The 16,988-nt window shown below is 66.9% G+C and carries 17 protein-coding genes; 14 read left to right on the plus strand and 3 right to left on the minus strand.

The window, feature by feature from the left end; all coding sequences use genetic code 11:
• The first annotated feature begins 1 nt into the window (after position 1).
• The 14 genes from GGR89_RS07185 (at position 2) to GGR89_RS07250 (ending at position 12,781) form a co-directional block, all read left to right on the plus strand.
• Positions 2-1,984 (plus strand): conjugal transfer protein TraG, encoded by a 1,983-nt coding sequence (locus tag GGR89_RS07185; RefSeq protein ID WP_167712806.1) that lies wholly within the window; start codon positions 2-4, stop codon positions 1,982-1,984.
• Positions 1,985-1,993: 9 nt separating this feature from the next.
• Positions 1,994-2,422: a ribbon-helix-helix domain-containing protein gene (locus GGR89_RS07190; RefSeq protein WP_167712811.1), complete on the plus strand. Its 429-nt coding sequence runs from the start codon at positions 1,994-1,996 to the stop codon at positions 2,420-2,422.
• A 69-nt stretch (positions 2,423-2,491) separates the two neighbouring features.
• Positions 2,492-2,890, plus strand: coding sequence for a DNA-directed RNA polymerase subunit alpha C-terminal domain-containing protein (locus GGR89_RS07195; protein WP_167712813.1), 399 nt, complete (start codon positions 2,492-2,494; stop codon positions 2,888-2,890).
• 249 nt (positions 2,891-3,139) lie between these two features.
• Entirely contained in the window at positions 3,140-4,126 is a 987-nt protein-coding gene (gene trbB / locus GGR89_RS07200; RefSeq protein WP_167712815.1) for a P-type conjugative transfer ATPase TrbB, read from the plus strand.
• Entirely contained in the window at positions 4,123-4,455 is a 333-nt protein-coding gene (locus GGR89_RS07205; RefSeq protein ID WP_167712817.1) for a TrbC/VirB2 family type IV secretion system protein, read from the plus strand. The genes trbB and GGR89_RS07205 overlap by 4 nt, the downstream gene beginning before the upstream one ends.
• Positions 4,455-4,736, plus strand: coding sequence for a VirB3 family type IV secretion system protein (locus tag GGR89_RS07210; protein WP_167712819.1), 282 nt, complete (start codon positions 4,455-4,457; stop codon positions 4,734-4,736). The genes GGR89_RS07205 and GGR89_RS07210 overlap by 1 nt, the downstream gene beginning before the upstream one ends.
• 10 nt (positions 4,737-4,746) lie before the next feature.
• On the plus strand, positions 4,747-7,239 hold the full coding sequence (trbE, locus tag GGR89_RS07215; protein WP_167712821.1) for a conjugal transfer protein TrbE: 2,493 nt from the start codon (positions 4,747-4,749) through the stop codon (positions 7,237-7,239).
• Positions 7,236-7,961 carry a P-type conjugative transfer protein TrbJ gene (gene trbJ / locus GGR89_RS07220; RefSeq protein ID WP_167712823.1) on the plus strand — a complete coding sequence of 242 codons (726 nt, stop codon included), beginning with the start codon at positions 7,236-7,238 and terminating at the stop codon, positions 7,959-7,961. Before trbE ends, trbJ begins: the two co-directional genes overlap by 4 nt.
• A 6-nt stretch (positions 7,962-7,967) precedes the next feature.
• A complete protein-coding gene (trbK-alt, locus tag GGR89_RS07225) occupies positions 7,968-8,318 on the plus strand; it encodes a putative entry exclusion protein TrbK-alt (protein ID WP_167712826.1) in 351 nt (116 codons plus the stop codon).
• Entirely contained in the window at positions 8,315-9,607 is a 1,293-nt protein-coding gene (gene trbL, locus GGR89_RS07230) for a P-type conjugative transfer protein TrbL (protein WP_167712827.1), read from the plus strand. Before trbK-alt ends, trbL begins: the two co-directional genes overlap by 4 nt.
• A gap of 4 nt (positions 9,608-9,611) precedes the next feature.
• Entirely contained in the window at positions 9,612-10,304 is a 693-nt protein-coding gene (gene trbF, locus GGR89_RS07235; RefSeq protein ID WP_167712829.1) for a conjugal transfer protein TrbF, read from the plus strand.
• The gene (gene trbG / locus GGR89_RS07240) at positions 10,291-11,310 is read left to right on the plus strand and encodes a P-type conjugative transfer protein TrbG (RefSeq protein WP_167712831.1); all 1,020 of its coding nucleotides are present in this window, start codon (positions 10,291-10,293) and stop codon (positions 11,308-11,310) included. Before trbF ends, trbG begins: the two co-directional genes overlap by 14 nt.
• Positions 11,307-12,557: a TraB/TrbI/VirB10 family type IV secretion system protein gene (locus GGR89_RS07245; RefSeq protein WP_167712833.1), complete on the plus strand. Its 1,251-nt coding sequence runs from the start codon at positions 11,307-11,309 to the stop codon at positions 12,555-12,557. The genes trbG and GGR89_RS07245 overlap by 4 nt, the downstream gene beginning before the upstream one ends.
• On the plus strand, positions 12,554-12,781 hold the full coding sequence (locus GGR89_RS07250; RefSeq protein WP_167712835.1) for a DUF2274 domain-containing protein: 228 nt from the start codon (positions 12,554-12,556) through the stop codon (positions 12,779-12,781). Before GGR89_RS07245 ends, GGR89_RS07250 begins: the two co-directional genes overlap by 4 nt.
• A gap of 20 nt (positions 12,782-12,801) precedes the next feature.
• Here GGR89_RS07250 and GGR89_RS07255 read toward each other — a convergent pair whose 3' ends face one another.
• The 3 genes from GGR89_RS07255 to GGR89_RS07265 all read right to left on the minus strand — a co-directional run bounded on the left by GGR89_RS07255 (position 12,802) and on the right by GGR89_RS07265 (position 16,788).
• Positions 12,802-13,080: a hypothetical protein gene (locus tag GGR89_RS07255; RefSeq protein ID WP_167712837.1), complete on the minus strand. Its 279-nt coding sequence runs from the start codon at positions 13,078-13,080 to the stop codon at positions 12,802-12,804.
• Between the two features lie 82 nt (positions 13,081-13,162).
• Positions 13,163-14,074, minus strand: a complete 912-nt coding sequence (locus GGR89_RS07260; RefSeq protein ID WP_167712839.1) for a LysR substrate-binding domain-containing protein — start codon at positions 14,072-14,074, stop codon at positions 13,163-13,165.
• 209 nt (positions 14,075-14,283) lie between these two features.
• Positions 14,284-16,788 (minus strand): helix-turn-helix transcriptional regulator, encoded by a 2,505-nt coding sequence (locus GGR89_RS07265; RefSeq protein WP_209092156.1) that lies wholly within the window; start codon positions 16,786-16,788, stop codon positions 14,284-14,286.
• Between the last annotated feature and the right edge of the window lie 200 nt (positions 16,789-16,988).

Genomic DNA, 16,988 nt, shown 5'->3' on the forward strand with positions numbered 1-16,988 from the left:
TATGCCTGCCACCAAAATCCTTTGGGGCCAGATCGCCGCGGTGTTCCTGATCGTGCTGGTCTCGATCTGGAGCGCGACGCAATGGACGGCGGCCGCGCTCGCCTGGCAGCCCGAACTCGGCCGGCCATGGTTCATGGTGCTGGGGTATCCGGTCTATCTGCCACCGGCTTTCTTCTGGTGGTGGTTCGCCTTCGATGCTTATGCGCCGACGATCTTCGAGAAGGGGGCGCTGATCGCCGCCTCCGGCAGTTTCGTCGCGATCATCGTCGCCATCACCATGTCAGTCTGGCGCGCGCGCGAGGCGAAGAATGCCGAGACCTACGGTTCGGCCCGCTGGGCGACGCTGCGCGAGATCAGGACCGCCGGGCTGCTGGGTGAGGATGGCGTGATGCTGGGCAAGCTCGGCATCCATTATCTGCGCCATGACGGCCCCGAGCATGTGCTGTGCTTCGCGCCGACCCGCAGCGGCAAGGGCGTCGGCCTTGTCGTGCCCTCGTTGCTGACCTGGCCGGGCTCGGCGATCGTCCACGACATCAAGGGGGAGAACTGGACGCTCACCGCCGGGTTTCGGTCGCAGCACGGTCGGGTGCTGCTGTTCGATCCCACCAACGCAGGTTCCGCCGCCTACAATCCGCTGCTGGAGGTGCGGCGCGGCGAGTGGGAGGTGCGCGACGTGCAGAACGTCGCCGACGTGCTGGTCGACCCGGAAGGGTCGTTGGAGAAGCGAAATCACTGGGAGAAGACCAGCCATGCGCTGCTGGTCGGCGCGATCCTCCACGTCCTCTACGCCGAGCCCGACAAGACGCTGGCGGGCGTCGCCGCCTTCCTCTCCGATCCGGGCCGCACGATCGAGCAGACACTGGCCGCGATGATGGCGACGCCACATCTCGGCGAGGCGGGCGTTCATCCCGTGATCGCCAGCGCCGCGCGCGAACTGCTCAACAAGAGCGACAACGAACGCTCAGGCGTGCTGTCCACCGCCATGTCGTTCCTCGGCCTTTATCGCGATCCGGTGGTGGCCGCCGTCACCCGCACTTGCCAGTGGCGCATAGCGGATCTTGTCAAAGGCGACCGGCCGGTGACGCTCTTCCTCGTCGTGCCGCCGAGCGACATCAGCCGGACCAAGCCGCTTATCCGCCTGATCCTCAACCAGATCGGCCGCAGGCTCACCGAGGAACTGAACCCGAAGGGCAACCGCCATCGCGTGCTGCTTATGCTCGACGAGTTTCCGGCACTCGGCAGGCTCGACTTCTTCGAAAGCGCGCTGGCATTCATGGCGGGCTACGGGCTCAAGGCGTTCCTGATCGCGCAGTCGCTCAACCAGATCGAGAAAGCCTACGGCCCGAACAACGCGATCCTCGACAACTGCCATGTCCGCGTCAGCTTCGCCACGAATGACGAGCGGACCGCCAAGCGGGTTTCGGATGCGCTCGGCACCGCGACCGAGATGCGGGCGATGAAGAACTATGCAGGGCATCGCCTCTCGCCGTGGCTCGGACATCTCATGGTATCGCGCTCCGAGACGGCCCGCCAGCTTCTCACCCCCGGAGAGGTCATGCAGCTTCCACCGGACGACGAGATCGTCATGGTCGCAGGTGTCCATCCGGTGCGGGCCAAGAAGGCGCGCTATTATCAGGATGCGCGGTTCATGGCGCGGATCACGCCGCCGCCGGAGCCGGAACCTTCGGCGCCGCGCGCAGACGACTGGACCGGCCGCGTCGCGCAGGCCGACGAACAGGCGCTCGCCCGCATCGCCCGCGAACAGGAGGATGCCGCCAATGGCGGGCTGCGGCGTGAACCCGAGCTGCCCGATCATGTCGCCATCGTGAAGGAAACGACCGACACGCGGTCGCCCGCGCAGGAGTTCTCGGTCGTCGATGACGAGCCGGAGGATGCGGCGCGGCAGGCGGCCGCCCGACGCCAGCAGATGCGCGGGATTGCACGCCAGGCGTCGCTCGATCCCGGTGATGGCCTCGATCTGTAGGAGCGAACGATGCGCGTGAGGCTCAACGTCTATTTCCCGCCGGAGCTGGCCCGTCAGGTGGACGAACTGGCGATCCGGCGGCGCATCTCGCGCTCGGCGATCGTCGAAGCGGCGGTGGCGTCGTATCTGTCGCCGGATGGGTCCGACCGGCTCGAAGCCGCCTTCGCGCGCCGGCTCGATCGGCTGACCCGTCAGGTCCAGCGGCTCGAACGCAATACCGGCCTTGCCACCGAGGCATTGGCGCTATTCGTGCGCTTCTGGCTGTCGGTCACACCGCCGCTTCCCGACGAGGATCAGGCGGCCGCCCAGGTGAAAGGGCGCAAACGCTACGAGGGGTTCGTCGAGACGCTCGGGCGACGTTACGCCAGCGGCAAGAGTCTGCTCGACGAGATCGGCGAGGATGTCGAGCGAGGGAGTGACAAGGAGACCGCCCTATAATGCCGGCCGAATATGGCGATAAGTCGGGACCGTCGAGACGGAGCCGGAGCGATCGACTATGGCGTCCCGATGGCAGACGTCGATTCCGGGACTGACGCAAGACAACGCCGAGCAGAGGCTCTGGCGATGCGCCGCTCGGGCATGACCCTGCGGGAAATCGGCGAGACATTAGGCGTGAGCGCGAGCCGGGCGGGGCAGCTCGTTCATAATGCGGTTCGTGACGAGCCTTGCAGGCTTTCGCCAACGTCGCCCGTGGAGACGAAAATTAAGGCTTCCACCAAGATCAGCGATCTTCCGTGGAGCTGGCGCACCTACAATGTGCTCATGAACTGCGGCTTCCACACCGTAAGCGACTTCCTGCGCTCCGATCGTGCTGAGTTCGAGCGCGAAATGCTGAGCGTGCCGAACTGCAATCGTCGGTCTTGGGAGGAAATCGCGTCGATCCTGGACCGGATCGAATCCGACTGAAGCGGTCATGTGACGTGAACGCCGACTCGAAGGCTGGAAGCCTCGCTCGGCATCCCTGTCGGCTGAAATTGAGCGCCATCGTGACGATTGGAGTTCTGGCCGGGCGACCTTGATTCCGCCTTCGACACTTATCTGCCGCCGCCTCTACTACGCCTCGACATAAGTGTTGCTCCCACTGCTTTTGCGGTTCTCTTGATGTGCCCCTGAGGTCGAGCGGCGGTTCGCTCGGCTCAAATCAGGGGCCGTTGCTTGACCGTCCAGCCGATCCGTTCCGAAGCCAGGGCACGCGGCGCGCGAATGCTGCGCACGGCGCTGGGACCGTCCATCGCGGCGTGGCTGGACGATGCGACCGTCATCGAGGTGATGCTGAACCCGGACGGCCGCCTGTGGGTCGATCGGCTGGGTCAGGGCATCTCCGACACCGGCATGATGCTTGCCGCCGCCGATGGCGAGCGGATCGTCCGCCTGGTCGCCCATCATGTCGGCGTCGAGGTTCACGCGCGAAGCCCGCGCGTATCCGCCGAGCTGCCGGAAGGCGGCGAACGGTTCGAGGGATTGCTGCCGCCCGTCGTCGCGGCTCCGGCCTTCGCGATCCGCAAGCCCGCCGTCGCCGTGTTCACGCTCGACGACTATGCGGCGGCTGGGATCATGTCGGGCGCGCAAGCCGGGGCGCTGCGCGCCGGCGTGGCGGACCACGCCAACATTCTAGTGGCCGGCGGCACCGGCACCGGCAAGACCACGCTGGTCAACGCGCTGCTCGCGGAAGTCGCGCGGACCACCGATCGGATCGTGCTGATCGAGGACACGCGCGAGCTGCAATGCGCCGCACCCAACCTCGTCGCCATGCGGACGCGCGACGGCGTGGTCTCGCTCTCTGATCTCGTCCGCTCGTCGCTTCGCCTGCGCCCCGACCGCATCCCGATCGGGGAGGTGCGGGGCGCCGAGGCGCTCGACCTCCTCAAAGCCTGGGGCACCGGCCATCCCGGCGGGATCGGCACCATCCATGCCGGCACCGCGCTCGGCGCGCTGCGCCGGATGGAACAGCTTATCCAGGAGGCCGTCGTCACGGTCCCGCGCGCGCTGCTCGCCGAGACCATCGACCTGATCGCGGTGCTGGTCCGCGACGGCGCTGGCCGCCGGCTCGCCGAGCTGGCCCGCGTCGAGGGGCTCGACCCCGCAACCGGCGACTACCGCCTCACGCCTTTTGTCCAAACCCAACCGGGAGACCTGCCATGATCCATGCCCTTCGGCATGGCGCACGCCGCGCCATGCTTGCCGCCTCGGCCAGCGCCGTCGCACTCGCGATTTCCGCTCCCGCTTATGCCTCGGGCTCGTCGATGCCGTGGGAGACGCCGCTCAATTCGATCCTCGAATCGATCCAGGGGCCGGTCGCCAAGATCGTCGCGGTCATCATCATTATCGTCACCGGCCTGAGCCTCGCATTCGGCGACACCAGCGGCGGCTTCCGCCGCCTGATCCAGATCGTGTTCGGCCTGTCGATCGCGTTCGCCGCGTCGAGCTTCTTCCTCAGCTTCTTCTCGTTCAGCGGCGGGGCGCTGGTCTGATGGCGCTGGCGGGGGACATCGGCGAACCCGTCGCCGGCTTCATCGCGCCGGTGCATCGCGCGCTGACCGAGCCGATCCTGCTCGGCGGCGCGCCGCGCAGCCTCGCGATCCTCAACGGGACGCTCGCGGGCGCGCTTGGCCTTGGCCTGCGCCTCTGGATCGCGGGCCTCGTCCTCTGGGCGGCCGGCCATGCGGTCGGCGTGTGGTCGGCGCGCCGCGATCCGCAGTTCGTGGACGTGGCGCGACGCCACCTCCGCTATCCGACCTGGCTCCGGGTGTGAGGGCGGCCCGATGATGAGCTTGCGCGAATATCGCAGCGGCGCCGCGCACCTCGCCGACTTCCTGCCCTGGGCGGCGCTGGTCGGCGGAGGGGCGGTGCTCAACAAGGACGGATCGTTCCAGCGCACGGCGCGCTTTCGCGGTCCCGATCTCGACAGCGCGACGCCCGCCGAGCTGGTCGCGACCACGGCGCGGCTAAACAACGCGCTGCGCCGGCTCGGTTCGGGCTGGGCGATCTTCGTCGAGGCGCAGCGCGCGCCCGCGCTCGCCTACCCGGATTCGGAGTTTCCCGATCCGGCCTCGGCGCTGGTGGACATGGAGCGGCGCGAACAGTTCCGCGAGGAAGGCACGCATTTCGAGAGCCGCTACTATCTGACGCTCGCCTGGATGCCGCCGGCCGAGGACGCGGCGCGCGCCGAAGGCTGGCTTTACGAGGGCCGCTCAGGCAGCGGCGTCGATCCCTGGGAGCTGCTCAAGGGCTTCATCGACCGCAGCGACCGCGTGCTCCATCTGGTTGAAGGTTTCGTCCCCGAAGTCCGCTGGCTCGATGACGCCGAGACGCTGACCTACCTGCACAGCACCATCTCGACCCGGCGCCAGCGCGTCCGCGTGCCGGAGACGCCGATCCATCTCGATGCGCTGCTCGCCGACGAGCCGCTGACCGGCGGCCTCGAACCGAAGCTGGGCGATCATCACCTCCGAACGCTCACCATCATCGGCTTCCCGAGTGTGACCTTTCCCGGCCTGCTCGACGAGCTGAACCGGATGGCGTTCGAGTATCGCTGGGCAACTCGCGCGATCATGCTCGACAAGACCGACGCGACCAAGCTGCTTACGAAGATAAGGCGGCAATGGTTCGCCAAGCGCAAGTCGGTCGCGGCGATCCTCAAGGAAGTCATGACCAACGAGGCGTCGGTTCTGATGGACAGCGACGCCTCGAACAAGGCCGCCGACGCCGACACCGCCTTGCAGGAGCTGGGCGCCGACTATGCGGGCCTCGCCCTCGTCACCGCCAGCGTGACGGTGTGGGACCGCGACCCGGCGGTGGCATCCGAGAAGCTGCGGCTCGTCGAGAAGGTCATTCAGGGCCGCGACTTCACCGTGATCCCCGAAGGCATGAACGCGATCGAGGCATGGCTGGGGAGTCTTCCGGGCCACGTCTATGCCAACGTCCGGCAACCGCCGGTCTCGACGCTCAATCTCGCCCACCTGATCCCCCTGTCAGCGGTATGGGCGGGGCCGGAACGGGACGAGCATTTCGGACAGCCCCCGTTGCTCTATGCACGGACCGAAGGCTCGACCCCGTTCCGGTTTTCCCTTCACGTCGGCGATGTCGGCCACGAAATCATCGTCGGGCCGACAGGTGCTGGCAAGTCGGTGCTGCTCGCGCTCATGGCGATGCAGTTCCGCCGCTACCCGGACTCGCAAGTCTTCGCCTTCGACTTCGGCGGCTCGATCCGCGCGGCCGCGCTGGCGATGGGCGGCGACTGGCAGGATCTCGGCGGCGGCCTCTCCGACGAGAGCGAGACGGGCGTGCAGCTCCAGCCGCTCGCCCGCATCGACGATCCCGCAGAGCGAACCTGGGCTTCCGAATGGCTGGCCGCGATCCTCGCCCGCGAAGGCGTCACCATCGACCCGCAGGCCAAGGAGCATATCTGGTCGGCCCTCGGCTCGCTCGCCAGCGCGCCGGCGCCCGAGCGCACCCTGACCGGCCTTGCGGTGCTCTTGCAGAGCCAGCAGCTCAAGCAGGCGCTGGCGCCTTATTGCGTCGGCGGGCCGTGGGGCCGCCTGCTCGACGGCGAGACCGAACGGCTGGGCGAGGCCAGGGTGCAGGCGTTCGAGACCGAGGGCCTGGTCGGCGCCGGATCGGCCGCGGCGGTGCTCGCCTATCTGTTCCACCGCATCGAGGGCCGGCTGGACGGCTCGCCGACGCTCATCATCATCGACGAGGGCTGGCTGGTCCTGGATAGCCCGGAGTTCGCGGCGCAGCTCCGCGAATGGCTCAAGACGCTCAGGAAAAAGAACGCCAGCGTCGTCTTCGCCACGCAGAGCCTCGCTGACATCGAGACTTCGGCCATCGCGCCGGCCATCATCGAGAGCTGCCTGACGCGCATCTTCCTGCCCAACGAGCGCGCCGCCGAGCCGCAAATCACCGCCGTCTATCGCCGTTTCGGCCTCAACGACCGCCAGATCGAGATCATCGCGCGGGCGACCCCCAAGCGGGATTATTACTGCCAGTCGGCGCGCGGCAACCGGCTGTTCGAGCTGGGGCTGGGCGAGGTGGCGCTGGCCTTCGCGGCGGCCTCCTCGAAGACCGATCAGCGCCTGATCGCCGAGTTGATCGACCGTCACGGCCACGATGGCTTCGCCGCCGCGTGGCTGCGCGAGCGCGGCGTCGCCTGGGCGGCGGACCTGCTGCCCGCCTTCGCGCCCGCCGATCCGCACGAGGCGCGGGAGCGCCAGCCTGAACTTCCCCTCATGCCTGACATGGAGATCGAACCATGAAATCTTCGCCGATCCGCCGCGCCCTGATGGCAGGCGTTCTCGCTGCAACGGCCGTCGCCCCGGCCTTGATGCCCATGCCGGCCTACGCGCAATTCGGCAGCGGCATCGTGTTCGATCCGACCAACTACGCCCAGAACGTGCTCACCGCCGCGCGCGAGCTGCAACAGATCAACAACCAGATCCAGCAGATCGAGAACCAGGCCACCTCGCTGATCAATCAGGCGAAGAACCTCGCTTCGCTGCCATACAGCACGCTGGCGACCTTGCAGGCGCAAATCCAGCGCACCCAGCAGTTGCTCAACAACGCCCAGCGCATCGCCTACAGCGTCCAGTCGATCGATCAGGCGTTCACCACCCGCTACAATGGCGCCACCGCCTCGACCTCCGACGCGCAGATGGTCGCCAACGCGCAGGAGAGCTGGAAAACCAGCGTCGCCGCGTTTCAGGATACGATGAGGGTTCAGGCCGGCGTCGTCGGCAATATCGACGGCGCCCGCACCAGCATGAACGGCCTGGTTTCCGCCAGCCAGTCGGCGACCGGCGCGCTCCAGGCGGCACAGGCAGGCAATCAGCTTCTCGCGCTCCAGTCACAGCAGATCGCCGACCTGACCGCGCTGGCCGCTGCGCAGTCGCGCGCGCAGGCGCTGGAAATGGCCCGCCAGACGCAGATCGAGGCGGACGGCCGCGAGCGGTTCAGCCGCTTCTTCGACAACGGCAACTGACGACCGATGCCCTCGCGCAACCTCAAGATCGCGGGCGTCGCGGCGCTCGCCGGCATGATGATGGCGGTGGTGATCGTCGGCACGACGAAGCGGGACCAGCCTGCTCCGGCGGACATGAACGCACCGCCTGTCGCCGCGGCCTCCGATCCGCTCGCGCGCGAGCTGGACCGCTGCGCCACGCTCACCATGCCCGATGCGGGGTGTGAGGCGGCGTGGGCGGCGAACCGCCGTCGCTTCTTTGGCCAGAACGACCCGTCCGCCGAGACGGTCGGCACAGCGGATCAGGTCGCAGCGCAGGGACAGGGCGAGCCGCAGGACGCGGCGGCGCTCCCCATTAAGACGGGAGCACGGCCATGAATACCGGCGTCATCGACACCTTCCTCGACACCTTCACGCGCTACATCGACAGCGGCTTCGGGTTGCTCGGGAGCGAGGTCGGCTTCCTCTCTTCGACGCTGATCGTGATCGACGTGACCATCGCGGGTCTGTTCTGGGCCTGGGGCGCGGACGAGGACGTATTGCAGCGCCTCATCAAGAAAACCCTCTACATCGGCGTGTTCGCCTTCATCATCGGCAATTTCTCGAACCTGGCCACAATTGTCTTCCAGAGCTTTGCCGGGCTGGGGCTCAAGGCCAGTGGCGGCGGCATGGCGCTCGCCGACTTCATGAAGCCGGGCAGCATCGCCGCGGCCGGCTTGACCGCCGCCCAGCCGTTGGTCGATGCGACCAAGGAATACGGCAGCATCTGGGCGGTCTTCGCCAATCTTGCGGCCATCATCGTCCTGATGCTCGCTTGGGTGATCGTCGTGCTCGCCTTCTTCGTGATGGCGGTGCAGGTCTTCATCACGATCATCGAGTTCAAGCTGGTGACGCTCGCCGGCTTCGTGCTGCTGCCGTTCGCCTTCTGGCATCGCACCGCCTTCATGGCCGAGAAGGTGCTGGGCCACATCGTCTCGACCGGCATCAAGGTGCTGGTGCTGGCCGTCATCACCGGCATCGGCACCACCTTGTTCAGCCAGTTCACCCCCACGGGTCTCGGGGCGACGCCGAACGCCCAAACCGTGATGGCGATCGCACTCGCGGCGCTGGCACTGCTTGGCCTCTCCATCTTCGGTCCCGGCATCGCCAACGGCATCGTTTCGGGCGGTCCGGCGCTCGGAGCCGGTGCGGCCGCCGGAACGGCGCTCGCGGCCGGCGGCGCGATCATGGGCGGCGTCGCCGGTGCGCGCCTCGCGGCCGGGGCCGCAGCCGGCGCGATCGGCGGCATGGCGACGGGCGGAGCCCGCGCCGCGGGCGCCGCCTCCGGCGCTTATTCGGCCGGATCGGCGGGCAAGTCGGGCGCGGCTTCGGTGGCCGGCGGCCTTGGCGGCGTCGGCAAGGCGGCGGGAAGCGCCGCCATGTCGCCGCTGCGCCGCGCCGCCGCCTCGATGAAGCAGAGCTACCAATCCGGCCGCGCCGCGACCTCCGCACCAGCGGCCACGTCCGCCGCGCCGGAACCATCCGGCACGTCCGGCCCGCCGGCCTGGGCGAAGTCGATGAAACAACGCCAGACGATGAGCCACGGCGCGAGCGTCGCCGCCCACACGCTGCGCGGCGGCGACAGCCACGGCGGCGGCGCTTCGGTCGATACCAGCGAGAAGGACTAGCCGCATGTTCCGACGCCCCTCCATCCGCTACGGGCAGACGCCCGAGCCCGAGACGCCCTACCAGCGTGCCGCGCAGGTCTGGGACGACCGCATCGGCTCGGCCCGCGTGCAGGCGAAGAACTGGCGGCTCGCCTGCCTCGCTTCGCTGGCGCTGTCGGGCGGGCTTGCCGCCGGCCTTGTATGGGAGTCGGCGAGCGGCTCGATCGTGCCGTGGGTCGTGCAGGTCGATCGGCTCGGCCAGGCGCAGGCCATCGCCCCCGCCGATTACGGCTATCAGCCGACCGATCCCCAGATCGCATTCCATCTGGCGCGCTTCATCGAAGAGGTGCGCGGCATCGCCGCCGATCCGATCGTCGTCCGCCAGAACTGGCTTCGCGCCTATGACTTCACCACCGACAAGGGCGCGGTCGCGCTCAACGACTATGCGCGATCCAACGACCCGTTCGCCAGCATCGGCAAGGTGCAGGTCGCGGTGGACATCTCCAGCGTGATCCGGGCCTCGCCCGACAGCTTCCGCGTTGCCTGGATCGAGCGGCACTATCAGGACGGGAGCCTCGCTTCCACCACGCGCTGGTCGGCGATCCTGACGATCGTGATCCAGACCCCCGCCACCCCCGACGCGCTCCGCAAGAATCCGCTCGGGATCTACGTCAACGCCATCAACTGGTCGAAGGAGCTGTCCGATGACGCATCCTGATGCACGCCGGGCTACGCTCCCGGTCCTGCTGCTCTCCGCCTCCGCGCTCGCCGGCTGCGCCGGCGCCGGCGCCAAACCGCCCGCCATCTCCTATGATGATGCCACGCCCGCCATTCAGGCCGTGTCCGAGCCCGAACCGGCCAAGCCCGTCGAGGTGGTGGCGATCCCGCAGCCGCTGCCCTTGCCGGGTCAGTTGAAGCCGGTAACGGCCGGGCCGCGCGTTCCCGAGCCGGCCGATCCGAAGGAGCGCGTCGGCGTCGCCAATGCCGCCGCCCGCGTGCAGCCGGTCAAGGATGGCTTCCTCAACGCCATCCAGCAATATCCCTATGCCGATGGCGCGCTCTATCAGGTCTATACCGCGCCGGGCGAGGTGACGGACATCGCGCTGGAGGAGGGCGAGCAGCTCGCCGGCTCCGGTCCCGTCGCGGCCGGCGACACGGTGCGCTGGGTCATCGGCGACACCGAGAGCGGATCGGGCGCGACGAAGCGCGTCCATATCCTCGCGAAGCCCACGCGCCCCGACCTGACCACGAACCTCGTCATCAACACCGACAGGCGCACCTATCACCTCGAACTGCGCGCGACAGCCGCGACCTATATGGCCTCGGTCTCGTGGACCTATCCGCAGGACAGGTTGATCGCGCTCCGGCGCGACAATGCGGCGGCCGCCAGCGCCGCGCCGGTGGCGGCCGGCGTGGACATCGCCGCGCTGAACTTCCGCTATGCGATCGACGGCGACAATGCGCCGTGGAAGCCGCTGCGCGCCTTCGACGACGGCCGACAGGTGTTCATCGAGTTTCCGGCCGGGATCGCGCAGGGCGAGATGCCGCCGCTGTTCGTGGTTGGGCCGGCCGGTGGCGGCGAGCTGGTGAACTACCGCGTCCAGGGCCGCTACATGGTGGTGGACCGGCTGTTCGGCGTTGCCGAACTGCGCATGGGCGACAAGAAGTCCCAGCAGAAGGTGCGCGTCACCCGCACCGACGGCACGCGCCGGGGGCGGTCATGAGCGGGGCCGAGCAAGGCCCGGCCACGCCGGAGACCCCGGCGAGCGCGGCGGCGCCGGCCGCTGCCGGGGCGCCATCCGAAGCCTTCCGGCTGCGCGGGAGCCCGCCGCGCGTGATGCGGCTGTCGCGAAAGGCGCTGGCGGCGGTCGGCGTGGTCGCCGGCCTCGGTATCGGCGGCTCGCTGATCTACGCGCTGCGCCCGGCCGGACAGCACCAGGCCAAGGAGCTATACAGCACCGAGAACCGGCCAACCGCCGATGTCATCGCCACCGCGCCAAAGGATTACGGGCATGTCCCGAAGCTCGGCCCCGCGCTGCCCGGCGATCTCGGGCCGCCGATCCTGTCTGCCGAGCAGCGCCGCGAGGCCGCGCTGGGGACGCCGGGCACGGTCCCGCCCGGTCAGGGTGCGCAGGCGAATGCCGCCATCGAGGCGCGCCAGCGCGTCCTTCAGGAGCGCGACGCCGCGCGCACCAGCAAGCTGTTCCTCGGCGGCGAGCCCGCGCCGGCCTCGGCTCCCGCGCTCGCCCTCGCGGATCAGGCCACAGGTGCAGTGTCCGCCGCCACGCCCGCCACGCAGTCCGAGGACGCCAGCCCCAACGGTCAGGCGGCCAAGCGCGCCTTCCTCAAGGACGATAGCGACCGCCGCGCCGTCAGCGCCGAGCGGCTGGCTGCGCCGCCGTCGCCTTATGTGGTCCAGGCCGGCAGCGTAATCGCGGCCGCGCTCATCACCGGCCTCCGCTCCGATCTTCCCGGCCAGATCACCGCCCAGGTGACGCAGAATATCTATGACAGCCCCACCGGGCGCATCCTGCTCATCCCGCAAGGCGCGAAGTTGATCGGTGCCTATGATTCCTCGGTCTCGTTCGGGCAGAGCCGCGTGTTGCTCGCTTGGGATAGGCTGATCTTTCCCGATGGCCGTTCGATCGCGCTCGAGCGCCAGCCGGGCGCCGATGCCGCAGGCTATGCCGGGCTTGAGGATGGCGTGAACAACCATTGGGGCAAGCTGTTCAAGGCCGCGCTCCTCTCGACTATGCTCAGCGTCGGCAGCGAGGCCGGCACCAGCCAGAGCGAGAACAATCTGGCGCAGGCGCTCCGGGCCGGCGCCGCCAACGGATTCAGCCAGGCCGGACAGCAGGTCGTCGAGCACGAGCTGAACATCCAGCCCACACTCACCATCCGTCCCGGTTTCCCGGTCCGTGTGATCGTGACGCGCGACCTTGTATTGGCTCCCGCTGGAGGCGGCCAATGACCGCCAAACTCAGGCTGGGGCCGATCGCCGACGACAAGCCGGTGAAGCTGACGGTGGAGTTGCCCGCCGCGCTTCACCGCGATCTCGTCGCCTATGCGGCGGCGCTCGCGGCCGAGACCGGACAGCCGCCGATGCCGCCCGAGAAGCTCGTTGCCCCGATGCTGGCCCGGTTCATGGCGACCGACCGCGCCTTTGCGCGGCATCGACGCACGCGGGTGGACTGACAGGCCAACCGGCCGGTTCCTCAGTGACCGAAGAACTTGTTGAACCGCGCCCTGCCGTCCGCCTCGATGACGGCTTGGCCCGCGTTGAAGCACTCGTCGCCGCGCACCGAGCCGGACTGACATCCCGCCACCACCTGGCGAGCTTCCTCGATATGCGCGGCGAAATACTGCTGGCTGCGCGCACCGGCGCTGCTCGTCGCCGCGATCCTCCCAGTGTCGGCAACAGTCGCGGGCGCGGCCATCGGCGCGAGCACCGGCCGCAGCGCAAATCCCGCGCCGAACCCAACGATCAGCGCCATGATGAAATAATAACGACGTTCAACTTCATCGTTCCTCTCCTTCGTCAAAATAAATCGGAGACAAAGCGACAAGGTCTTTCCATCAGTCGATCTCGAACGCCAGCGAATATCGATTGCGCACAAAGGTGAGGAAGCGCCTCAGCGCCGGATTGTCGCTCGCTTTGCGCCAATAAGCCGAATAACCGATCAGCGTCCGGCCGTGCGCATCGTGAACCTCGCGCAGTACGACGTCGGGATATTGGGCACCCGATGCGCCCTCGTAGGTAATGGTGACACCGATGCCGCCGCCTAGCACGCTCATGATCCATTCGCGGCTGACGCAACGCATCCTGATTCTGGGGCTCATACCGAAGGCGGCGAGATGGCCCAGCACCAAGTCGCGCAGCTCCGGGCCGGGATCTTCGACCGTGAGCAGAAAGGTCTCGTCGCGCAGGTCTGTCCAATTCACACTCTCCTGCTCCGCGAGGCGGTGGGAAGCCGGCAGAGCGACCAAGAGGCGCTCGCTCCAGAACGCAGCGCGGCGTAGGCCCTGATAGCTCGCCTCGCCGGGGATGATGGCGAGGTCGACGGCGCCGGCATCGAGTCCCGCCAGCAGCGCCAGCCGTTCGGCCTCGATGCCCTCAATATCCACTTGGGGATTGCTGTCCCGCCAGGCGAACAGCGTCGCCCGCAGGTTCCCGGCGGAGATCGGGCCGTTGAAGCCGACCGCGAGCCCGCCGGCACGCCCTTGGCCGGCGAGCCGCATCGTCTCCACCAGCCGGTCGGAGTTGGCGACGAGATGGCGAGCCTGCGGCATGAACTGGCGGCCGGCGACCGTGGTCGTCACGCCGGTGCGCGAGCGGATGAACAGCTTCACTCCGATTACGCGCTCTAGCCGAAGGATGTTGCGGCTCAGAGTCGACTCCTCCACCCCGAGCGCCCGCGCGGCCCGATGAAGGCTGCTATGGTCGGCTGCGGCAAGTGCAAAGCGGAGCTGTCGGATGCTGAACGACACGGTCAATCCCCCTTGCGGGGTCCTCTTATTTAGAATCACTCGGAACTTGTCTGCGCGGGGAAATCAAATTCTTGCGCCGGCATTGATCGACAAACGATGTTTGTCAGGCGATCCACTACGTTTCGATCGCTATAAAATTCTGCAATGTAAGAAGTGGCGTGAAGGTGCAGTCGATTCGTGTCTTCCATAATCGACCGAACAGATATGGCTTATTCTAAAATTCTCATATCCTCAGCCCTCAAAATCGCTTGGACACGGCTTCTGACTTCCAACTTGGAGAATATGTTATGAACGTGCCATTTGACGGTATCTTCGCTAATGCGGTGCCTGGCCGCGATATCGCGATTTGACAGTCCTTCCTTTATCCTGTGCAGAATTGCGAGTTCCTTTCTCGTAAGAAGAACGGTGTCGGTGGCTATCGGTGCGTAGGAAGGACGGTCGCCCGGCGCGATGCCGCGTCCACCAAATTCTCGCTCATCTGGCATGAGATCGAGCAGCGGGAGCGATACCGGCCCCAACACCTCCAGATACTGACGCTCATCGAGCAACGTGCGATAACATCCGCTTCGCGCAGCGATATCAACCGCGTCCGCGACGCGTTGCTCGGCGGCCGCCGACCTTTCCGTTGCTGCGTTGGCGCCGGCAAGACACAGCAGAGCCGAGATTTCCAGCCTGCTTGATTGGCTGCGGCGCGCATGATCCAGCGCGGCGTTCGCAAGCCGGCCACACAGATGATATTTTGCCTGCCGCGATGCGATACGAGCTTCGGTCAGCGACTTGAGCGCCCGCAGATACGGGCCATGCGTTGTCTGGAAGACGGGCTCGCTTTGCGCCGGCAAGACAGCGTTTGCCTCGCCCGCGTCGTCCAGGACCAGTAGATCCGCCAGTGCAAGACGCGCGAGCGCATCAAGCCGCGGAAAGGCGCATTCCCTGGCGATCACGCGAACTTCCTGAAAAAGTTCGATGGCGCCCTTTCGGTCGCCGTCGCGATGGGCGATGGCTGCCGCGGTCCGAAAGGCCGAAAAGACGAAATCGACCACGCCGTGCTGACGCACGAAATCCAGAACGTCATCGACGCGCGCGGCGATCCCGTCGAGCTGGTTTGCCTCGTATCGTAGCTCGAGTTCCAGCATATCAAGGAGATTGGCGGAGAACGGCGTGGCGTTGATCTGGGCATTGTCGTCATTTCGCGCGCGTCGAAGCAGGTCGGTGCCGGCCTGCATATTGCCCCTCGATATTTCGCTGAAGATCATGGTGCTGTGAAGCCAGCCGAGAGCGTAGCGATGGTTGGCGACAGTATTGACCGACGAGGCTTCAGCGCTCAGTTTCGCGAGATCGTCAGGCCGGCGTTCGCTGGCCGCGATAAAGCAAAGGCATGTGAGGATCGCGCCCCGGCAGACGAGATCAGCCTCGTCATGGAGCTTCAGCCATAACTCGCATTGCCGCCTGCTTTCCTCCAGATTGTCGGCGGTCGCCTCGCCGATCGCGGCGATGAGATCGCACCACCATTCCATCTGCCGCCTGGCCGCTTCGTCGGAAAGGCCGACGCTGACGGCGCGCAGTTCCGACAGCAACGCGGCCGCGTGCTTCTGGTCGTGACTGAAAATCTGCGCCCAGACCAACCCGAGAATGATCGTCGGGGCAGAGACCGCCTCGGAGAAGCTGCGCCGCCATAGCTGGATCTGATCCACCTCGCCCTGGCGCAGCGCGATGTCCATCATGCTCGTTGACGCGACTTCGGCTGCAGCATCCCTGTCGCCGGCGCGCAGATAGAGGCTGATACTTTCGCGGCTATGGCCGCTTTCCCTCTGCCATTGAGCAGCTCGGGCGAACAGTTCCGGCCTGGGACCGTGATGCTCTACCGCAAACCTGTGCTCGAGAAACTCGCGCAGCAGCGGGTGAAACTCATAACCTGATTGTGCTCTATCCAGTGGGGTGAGCAGCATGCGCTCAGCGGACAGCTTTTCAATGACGTAGGCCCCATCACTCCTGCCGAACACATGGTTAAAATAGTCGGCGGAGATCGGCCCCAGGATCGAGGCGCGAATGCAGAACTCCCGTACCTCACTCGGGAGACTAGCCAATATGGCGCTGCGAAAATATCGATCCAGATCGCTATCCCGGCCGGTGACGCGCTCGACGACCAGACGCCCGACAGTCGCTTCATCCGTGGATGCGGCCTGCAACAAGATGCATAGCGGTTCCCCCCAACCTTGCGTGCGTTTCCAGAGCGTATGGACGTCCGGTTCCGGGATGAGAGTTCCAGGCTCCCCCCGCGCGACCGCCTTTGCTTCATCGAAGGTGAACGCGAGCGCATCAGCTCGAACTTCCCGTAGTTGTCGCCGGGCGGCGATGCGTGCAAAGCCGATGCCCGCGGTCGTTGCCGCCACGATCTCGACATCGGCCGGCGCAGCCAGCATGAAATCCTCGATCTCATCCGCGAGGTCGGGATGGAAGCCAATGTCGTCAAGACAGAGAAGGATACCCGAGCTAGATCGCGCGGTGGATTCTCGTAGCCAGCCGGCGAGACCCTGGAGCGTTCGGGGGACGGTGTCCAGCAGCGTTGGGGCATCCTTGCCGCTGGCGCTGCCGGCTGCGAGTATCTGGGCGTGAATGCGCTCTGTAAGCAGGCGGGAATCATATTCGCATTCCCTGGCCGACGCCCAGGCTGCAACGGCACCGGCTTGTCGGCGGTCTTCCCAGATCTGGGCCATCGCAACGCTCTTTCCATAGCCGGGGGGCGCGCGAAGGAGGTGGCAGCGCCTCGCCTCATCGGCCATGAAGAGGCGCGGACGCGCAAGGCATCCGGACGCCAGTAACGCTACCCGCTCGCTGACAGCATCCATGATCTCCAGACTTCCTCTCTTGCTTTGGTCCGCCATGTTCTCCGGCGGCTTCTCAGCGGTACAACCAG

The sequence above is a fragment of the Sphingomonas trueperi genome, assembly GCF_011927635.1.
Classification (GTDB): Bacteria; Pseudomonadota; Alphaproteobacteria; order Sphingomonadales; family Sphingomonadaceae; genus Sphingomonas; species Sphingomonas trueperi.